The sequence below is a fragment of the Frischella japonica genome (assembly GCF_014489845.1).
Classification (GTDB): domain Bacteria; phylum Pseudomonadota; class Gammaproteobacteria; order Enterobacterales; family Orbaceae; genus Frischella; species Frischella japonica.
The window spans coordinates 172,607-181,212 of record NZ_JABURY010000018.1 but is presented as its reverse complement, the minus strand read 5'-3'; the positions used below and the strand labels follow the sequence as shown (position 1 = coordinate 181,212).

8 protein-coding genes are annotated in these 8,606 nt (G+C 37.8%); all 8 read left to right on the top strand.

Going from position 1 to position 8,606, the window contains the following annotated elements; translation table 11 throughout:
- A partial coding sequence (locus tag FcAc13_RS09360) for a hypothetical protein (protein WP_223064576.1) occupies window positions 1-813 on the top strand: 813 nt, incomplete at its 5' end.
- 10 nt (window positions 814-823) lie between these two features.
- Window positions 824-1,447: a hypothetical protein gene (locus FcAc13_RS09355; protein ID WP_187755951.1), complete on the top strand. Its 624-nt coding sequence runs from the start codon at window positions 824-826 to the stop codon at window positions 1,445-1,447.
- Window positions 1,448-1,456: 9 nt separating this feature from the next.
- Window positions 1,457-2,086 (top strand): hypothetical protein, encoded by a 630-nt coding sequence (locus FcAc13_RS09350; RefSeq protein WP_187755950.1) that lies wholly within the window; start codon window positions 1,457-1,459, stop codon window positions 2,084-2,086.
- Between the two features lie 9 nt (window positions 2,087-2,095).
- Window positions 2,096-2,719, top strand: a complete 624-nt coding sequence (locus FcAc13_RS09345; RefSeq protein WP_187755949.1) for a hypothetical protein — start codon at window positions 2,096-2,098, stop codon at window positions 2,717-2,719.
- A gap of 9 nt (window positions 2,720-2,728) precedes the next feature.
- Window positions 2,729-3,349 (top strand): hypothetical protein, encoded by a 621-nt coding sequence (locus tag FcAc13_RS09340; protein WP_187755948.1) that lies wholly within the window; start codon window positions 2,729-2,731, stop codon window positions 3,347-3,349.
- Between the two features lie 364 nt (window positions 3,350-3,713).
- Window positions 3,714-3,986 carry a PAAR domain-containing protein gene (locus FcAc13_RS09335; RefSeq protein WP_187755947.1) on the top strand — a complete coding sequence of 91 codons (273 nt, stop codon included), beginning with the start codon at window positions 3,714-3,716 and terminating at the stop codon, window positions 3,984-3,986.
- Window positions 3,986-5,188 carry a hypothetical protein gene (locus tag FcAc13_RS09330; protein ID WP_187755946.1) on the top strand — a complete coding sequence of 401 codons (1,203 nt, stop codon included), beginning with the start codon at window positions 3,986-3,988 and terminating at the stop codon, window positions 5,186-5,188. The genes FcAc13_RS09335 and FcAc13_RS09330 overlap by 1 nt, the downstream gene beginning before the upstream one ends.
- A 7-nt stretch (window positions 5,189-5,195) precedes the next feature.
- On the top strand, window positions 5,196-8,570 hold the full coding sequence (locus FcAc13_RS09325; RefSeq protein ID WP_187755945.1) for an ImcF-related family protein: 3,375 nt from the start codon (window positions 5,196-5,198) through the stop codon (window positions 8,568-8,570).
- Window positions 8,571-8,606: the final 36 nt, after the last annotated feature.

Here is an 8,606-nt window from a genome sequence, read left to right as displayed (position 1 = left end):
GGTTGGGTGATTCTTGGCTTAGCGGTGGTGGGAATGCTATTAAAGGGTCAATTTAGTGATGATTCAGATAGTTGGGATGTGATGCAGTGGTGGTTTAACCGCTGTCCCTATGGGTTACATGATCACGTGGACAAGCAGCCACCTTATCCGGAAACCCATATTGCGATGTACCAATGTTTAGCCGATTTTTATAGCTTTGTTCAGGGTTATCATTTTAGTTGGTCGGATTTAGATTGTGATAATGATGTCGATAGGCTATTTATCGAAAAAGACCACAACCGTCCTCAAAACACAAGTAATAATCCGTACGGCTTTATGAGTGCTGACTATGGTGAAGCGCAAATCGGGAGGGCTGTGGGTGATTTATTCTTGGGTAAATTGGCAAGAAAAGCCGGTTATATTAATGTTTCGTTGCCGAATTTTATAAGAGAGAAGAGTTTTTTTCGTATAACTATTACACTGCAATCGAAAGATCATCCAGGCCATACTGTGACATTACGGGTTGAGCGGAAAAAGAAAGAGGGTGCCATCGATACAGAGGCACCTTTGGCAAAGGTGGTGCAAACGCATAGTACGCCGCAAGATGTTAGTGAGTGGTTTATGATTGATAATTTGCGTACTAAATTAATTGGCGAAGAATACTATAATTTTGGTGATGGAAAAAAACATCCGATTAAAACCAGTTGGTATATACAGCAAAAACTGTGTGAAATTAACGGCAACTATGGGGTGTTTGCTTTTATCCACTACTATCCGGAGGGGGAAGGCGAGGGCAAATTCCCGAAGATTATTGAGTATAAATACAATTGTTAAGGAGTTACAGATGAAAAAATTAGCAATATTGTGGTTATTGGTGTTTAGTTTAATCGGTTGTGGCACCGAGCAAGAAAAACGGGTCTTACAAGCGGAATTTGATGAATTTAATCCTTCGGGTAATAGTGCGATTTGTTTATCCAGTGGCTTAAACCCATCTGATTCGATCAATCTAACCGAGCCTTATATAACCTATGACATTATTCCAGGTACAGATGATTACAATCATTTAGTTGTAGCCAATAACTGGCTTAATAAGCGCTTAGCCATTTTTGCGCAGCTGGGATTACTTAATCAGCAAGCGCTGGCCAATGGACAATATCGCTATACCCTAACCGAGCTGGGATCAAAGTATTTTGATGAGGATAATCTGTTCTGTTTTGGTCGGGTAGTGATAGTGGATATGAAATATCAGAAAAAACAAGATGGCAAGCGTTTATATACTTATCGTTATTATCTGGAAAATGTACCGGATTGGGCCAACAATCCTCTTTTAGATGAAATTAATGCGGTGATTAGGGATATTATAGCTCGAACAGCAGAAACTAAAGCGCGTGGAGGAATGGTATTTTTAACGTCCAATAAAAGGGAAGTTGCATGGGGAGAGCCTGCTGGTAGTAGAAGAATATTTTAAGGATAGGGTATGAAAAAATTAGCAATATTGTGGTTATTGGCATTTAGCTTAATCGGTTGTGGCACCGAGCAAGAAAAACGGGTCTTACAAGCGGAATTTGATGAGTCTAATCCTTCGGGTGATCGTGCGATTTGCGTTACCACCGGCGAAGGCCCCACTTTCTGGCTTAGTTTTACAGAGCCGTACGAAACACATACGATAGACCCCAGCGTTGATGATTATAACTACTTAGTCAATGTTAATGATGAGCGTAACGAACGATTAGCTATTTTTGCGCAGTTGGGATTACTTAATCAGCAAGCGCTGGCCAATGGTCAATATCGCTATACCCTAACCGAGCTGGGGTCAAACTATCTTTATAAGGATAATCGGTTCTGTTTTGGTCGGGTAGTGATAGTGGATATGAAATATCAGAAAAAACAAGATGGCAAGCGTTTATATACTTATGATTATTATCTGGAAAATGTACCGGATTGGGCCAACAATCCTCTTTTAGATGAAATTAATACAGTGATTAGGAAAATTGCGCGGCAAACCGGTGAAATTAAAACTGGTACTTGGGGGGGAATGGTATTTTTAACATCTGATAAACGGCAAATTGCATGGGGAGAGCATGTTGGTAGTAGAAGAATATTTTAAGGATAGGGTATGAAGAAATTAACGATATTGTGGTTATTGGCGTTTAGTTTAATTGGCTGTGGCACCGAGCAAGAAAAACGGGTCTTACAAGCGGAATTTGATGAGTCTAATCCTTCGGGTAATAGTGCGATTTGTTTATCCAGTGTCTCAAACCCATCTGATTCGATCAATCTAACCGAGCCCTATATAACCTATGATATTATTCCAGGTACAGATGATTACGATTATTTAGTTATGGCTAATAACTGGCTTAATGAGCGCTTAGCCATTTTTGCGCAGCTGGGATTACTTAATCAGCAAGCGCTGGCCAATGGTCAATATCGCTATACCTTAACCGAGCTGGGGGCAAACTATCTTTATAAGGATAATCGGTTCTGTTTTGGTCGGGTAGTGATAGTGGATATGAAATATCAGAAAAAACAAGATGGCAAGCGTTTATATACTTATCGTTATTATCTGGAAAATGTACCGGATTGGGCCAACAATCCTCTTTTAGATGAAATTAATTCGGTGATTAGGGATATTATAGCTCGAACAGCAGAAACTAAAGCGCGCGGAGGGATGGTATTTTTAACGTCCAATAAACGGGAAGTTGCATGGGGAGATCCTGCTGGTAGTAGAAGAATATTTTAAGGATAGGGTATGAAGAAATTAGCGATATTGTGGTTATTGATGTTTAGTTTAATCGGTTGTGGCACCGAGCAAGAAAAACGGGTCTTACAAGCGCGATTTGATGAATCTAACCCTTCGGGTAATAGTGCGATTTGTTTATCCAATGGTTTAAACCCACGTGAATGGATCAACTTAACCGAGCCCTATACAACCTATGATATTACTCCTGGTATAGAGCGTTACGATTATTTAGTTATGGCCAATAACTGGCTTAATGAGCGGTTAGCCATTTTTGCGCAGTTGGGATTACTTAGTCAGCAAGCGCTGGCCAATGGACAATATCGCTATAGCCTAACCGAGCTGGGGGCAAACTATCTTTTTAAAGATAATCGGTTTTGTTTTGGTCGGGTAGTGATAGTGGATATGAAATATCAGAAAAAACAAGATGGCAAGCGTTTATATACTTATCGTTATTATCTGGAAAATGTACCGGATTGGGCCAACAATCCTCTTTTAGATGAAATTAATTCGGTGATTAGGAAAATTATACAGCGAACACCAGAAACTAAAGCGCGCGGGGGAATGGTATTTTTAACGTCTAATAAAAGGGAAGTTGCATGGGGAGAACGTGTTGGTAGAAGAATATTTTAAGGATAGGGTATGAAAAAATTAGCAATATTCAGGGTATTAATAGCTACCGTTTTCCGGATCTGACTGTTCAAGGTGGTAGTTATGAGGTGATACGCAATATTCAGGGCAATTGGCAATTGCCCAGTTCGGTAAGCGGTAGAGAAACAGGCAAAATGGTTACCATTGAATTTGTTTATGCGACGGATTCACTCACTTTTAAGGATAGGGTATGAAAAAATGATTATTAATTGTCTTTTATGATGCATACTGTGATAAAAGCTGTTATAAATAATGTTTAAAAAATACCAAGTGTTTTTGTGAAATGTGTAGTTTTAGTGTATAAAATAACAATAACAATAACAATAACAATAATAGGAATACTCCAATGGGAATACTTCGATGTGTAATTCGTTTAGGGGATGCGACTAATCATGGCGGTAAGGTGATTTCAGCATCATCCACTACTGTAATACGGGGCAAACCGGTAGCGCGTGTAGGTGATATGGTTAGCTGCCCTAAAAAAGGTCATGGCATTACGCCGATTATTGAAGGTGAATCAACGTTCAAAGATCAGGGTAAACCTGTTGCGTTAGATGGTCACCATGCTGGCTGTGGTTGTGTATTGATTTCATCGTTATCAGATGTAGGTAAAGGTTAATGCCGGTAGATTTAACTCAATTGCCTCAAATCCAGCCACCATTGAAAAAATTTAGCTGGCGTTATTGGGCTATTTTATTCTTAGTATTTATGGTTATCGGTTGCCTAATCACCATTGTTGTGAGTTTTTTTTACCCACAGTCTAATTTATCATTTGTACTTTATGCGTTAGTTTTACCCGCTACGATTTGGTTATTGGTGTTTTTATATGGTCTCTATTATCGAGGTTATCGCGAAGCATATATCAAAGAATGGAATTTGTATCGTGAAAAACGCCGTCAACAGTTGATTGATTATGCAAGGCGTGGGTTGTATGTATTACATTACTCATTGACTACTGAATATGGTCAAAAAAGAAATGCTAATAGCGTGGTGAGTTGTCAAAATGTTATCACAGCTAAAATACCCAATGGTGAAAGTCATGCCATTGCTCATACGTCCTTACCTTTACCTGATAATATTAAAAGTAGTTATTTTCATGAAAGACTTGAAATTATTTTTAAATATTGGTGTGTTGAGTGTAAATCGTTATTTGCGCTGATTCCTACTGATTTGAATATCCATGTTCGACTATTCATTGATACCGCAACGCCAGTGGATAACCTTGAAAAGCTATGGCGGAAAACATTTGGTAAAATGATATCCTCTAGTAGTTTTCGTGTAGAAGATAACAAAAACAATTCAACTTTTATTGAAAAGTGGTTAGATAATAGTGAACACGATGATGATTTATTGTTGTTAATTAATGTTCATCTATTTAGCTCACCAAAACAAAATGAGGCTGAATCAGCGGTATTGATGTTATTGGTGGGTGAACAAGCCATAAATCGCTTAACCTCACTAAAAGAGCAAGATATGCTAGCTAAAATCTACCGTAGTGAGCAGACCGATACACTTGAGCAAACCATCGATAATACATTATTGTGGGGACAAGAAGATAATCAACCTTATGATGGTGTTTGGTACAGTGGTGTAACGACAGAACAAAATATTGAGATTATGAATCATTTTAATTACATTGAATTTGAGCATGGTAATATCTTCAATATTGATACGTCAATCGGTAATACGCAAAATAGTGCATACTTTTTTGCAACGGCATTAGCCATTGAACATGCACTGGAAACTAACAATAAACAGTTGATTATTATTGGTCAACCTAAAATAACAGCATCCGTAGTGACAACTATAGCAAGAAAATAGGAATATGATGAAAAAAATTATTATAGGATGGATTGTCCTGCTGGTATTAATTGCACTGACATTAATTTTCTTTATCTGGCAAGGCAGCTTTTCATTTATTAGTACTACAGACGATAAATGGCTAGGGACCGCATTTGTATTAATAATGGTGCTTGTGCTATCGCATTTACATAGTTTAGTTTTTTTAATGTTAAACAAAGTTATTAAATTTAACTTTAAGCTAAACGATAATAGCCATATTGATACCGATGATAAAAAAACAACTAAAAAGAAAAAGCAAGGTCCGTTTAATGAGATTGTTAGTCGTTTACGTTTACAATATGGTCTATTTTGGCGCCGTAAAATCCGGAAATGTTTGATTGTTGGAACCCAGGTCGATACAGAACGTTTATTACCTAATTTAACAACTGAACATTGGCAATACTGTGATACCACGTTAATGTTATATGGTGGTGATTTAGCTGATGAACCGAATACAAACTGGCTACTTGCGATTAAAAAAAGTTTTGGTCGCCTAATTTGGATACGTCGTAAACCGATTGATGCCATTATTTGGTTACTGCCGGCTGATTATTTGCACTTAACACGCCAGCAACAAGTCAAATTAGAAAAAATTGCTATGCAAATTAAGGCGCGTAATCAGGTTTTAGGCTGGCAGGCACCGATTTATTTAGTTTCAACTCAGACCAGTGAATGGCAACAAACTGGACGAGTTGAGCAAAGTGTAGGACTATTTTTTAGTCAATTAAAGTTAACTGATCTTAATCATATTGATTCACTAATTGATCAGTTAGCCAACGCTTGCTGCGAAAAAGGCATGCAGCAGGTTATGCAAGATATCCGTTATGATTTTTTATTAAAGCTTAGCCATAATCTGGTGATAAGTGATAAAGATCGCATTAAAAAATGGTTGACTAAATGGCTATCTTTGCCAAAAATTGTTTCGCCACGTGGTCTGTTATTTTCACCTTTACCATCAATCACCAAAGATGCTGAAGAAGCTGATTATTTACCTGAACATTATTTAACAATGTCACCTACCTGGCGAACCATTAGTGATGACAGTGCTAAGCAATCTGGTTCAAGAATTGGAATTGGTTGGGAAACCGTATTATGTTCGGTGGTATTATTCACTTCCGGTGTGCTTGGGGTTGGTCAGCTAACCTCTTATTACCAGAATCGTCAGTTAATTACAGAAAGTTCGCAATTAGTAAATAATGTTAACCAATCGATTGCAAATACTTATGGCGAGCAATTGGAAGCTCAATATGCACTACAACTTAAAATGTCGCAGCTTATTTATCGCCAAGCGCATGGTGCGCCAATTAGTTATCGATTTGGGTTAGATAAAAATAATAGGTTATTAGTTGCGCTTTGGCCCCATTATATTGCAGCTAACAATCGTAATATCGCACAACCTTTTTTTTCATGGCAAACCGATTACTTGAATAGATTAACAGCAATGTCACCAAGCGATCCATCTCGTATAAAAGTGATTAATTCCAGTTACGAAGTATTGAAGGCGTATTTAATGTTAAGTCATCCAGATAAAATCGATGTGAATTATCTTGCTGATTTTGCTACGCGTATGTGGCAGGCGCCACCTAATATTGATAGCAAGCAATGGCAAAAAATGATGCCAGAATTGGTGGTGTTTTATGGTGACACAGTACATAGTCATCCTGAGCTTGCTCAAAAACCGTCTGAAGGATTAGTAAAAGATGTTCGGCAAATACTGATTAATCAAATTGGGATCCAAAATGCTGAAAACACTATTTATCAAACCATTTTGCAGCGGGCTAGTCAAAATTATGCTAACCAAAACCTTAATATAATGTTAGGTGAAATAGATAGTCGGATGTTATTTACATCAGATGATGAAGTATCAGGCGTGTTTACTCGTAAAGCATGGGAAGGCTTTATTAAAGACGAAATAGCCAATGCGGCGAAATTGCGTCAAGAGCAAATTGACTGGGTATTAACTGATAGTGCTGAGAAGGTAACATCAACAGTATCACCAGAAGTATTGCGTCAACATCTCACTGAGCGTTATTTTAGTGATTATAGTGCCGCATGGTTGCTATTTTTAAATAACATTCAATGGCGTCAGGCAAATAATGTTGCGGATGTGATTGAACAATTAACATTAATGTCCGATGTGCGACAATCGCCAGTTATTGCGCTGATGAATGTTATTAAATACCATGCGGAAGTTGCTTATACCGGTCGGGGAATATCGGATAATTTAATTCGTTCAGCACAAGAATTAATCCATGAAAAAAATCCAGCAAAGTTAAATGTTAAAGTGGAAGCCTCCGGCCCATTAACGCCAACTTTTGGTGTGGTGTTAAATCTATTAAATAGTGAAACGGATAATAATGGTTTAAGCCTACAAACCTACTTGCTGCGTGTTACACAAGTACGTTTAAAACTGCAAAATATTACTAGTAGTGCAAATCCACAAGCAATGGCCAGATTGTTAGCCAAAAGTGTACTTCAAGGAACCTCTGTTGATTTAAGTGAAACTCGTGACTACGGTAATTTGATTGCCGCTAATTTAGGGGAAGAGTGGTCTGGTTTTGGCTATAGTTTATTCAAACACCCCTTGGAACAAGCATGGCAGGTAATCTTAACACCAGCAGCAAGCAGCTTTAATGATACCTGGAAATCGCAAATCGTTTATGAATGGGAAAAAGCTTTTGCCGGACGTTATCCATTTAAAGATAGTGATAACGATGCATCACTAGCTGAACTGGCGCGCTTTTTACGTCCAAATGCCGGTATGATTGATAGATTTATTAGTAATGAATTGGGCGGCATTTTAGAAAAACAGGGTGATAATTGGGTTATTAATTCCGTTAATGCGCAAGGGTTAAACTTTTCACCAAAATTTATCGAAACCCTTAATCTTTTTAATGCATTATCCAATCAATTATTAAGTAGTGGCGATGCCAAAATTGCGTTCGATTTAATGCCGCGAAGTGGCGGCAATGTGATGCGCAGTGAACTGCATATTGATAAACAAAAACTGGATTATTTTAATCAAATGCCAGTTTGGCAACGTTTTACTTGGCCAGGTGATGGTTATGCACCCTATGCTCAAATAAATTGGAGTAGTAATGAAACTGGGCAACAACTTTATGAATATTATTCCGGAGATTGGGCATGGATTCGATTGTTGGAATCGGCGACGATTCGTCAGATTGATTCAGGTCGTTACGAAATAATCTGGCGGCTACCAAATCGAGGTAAACTAAAATATATCTTGCGTAGTCAGTCTGGTGAAGGTCCATTAATTTTACTTAAATTGCGTGATTTTAGTTTACCGGAAAATGTATTTGAAATTCGTAAAATGGATGAAACAATGAAAATGACATTATGATTAAGTTTATGTTAACTATTGGAAACGCCAAGTTAG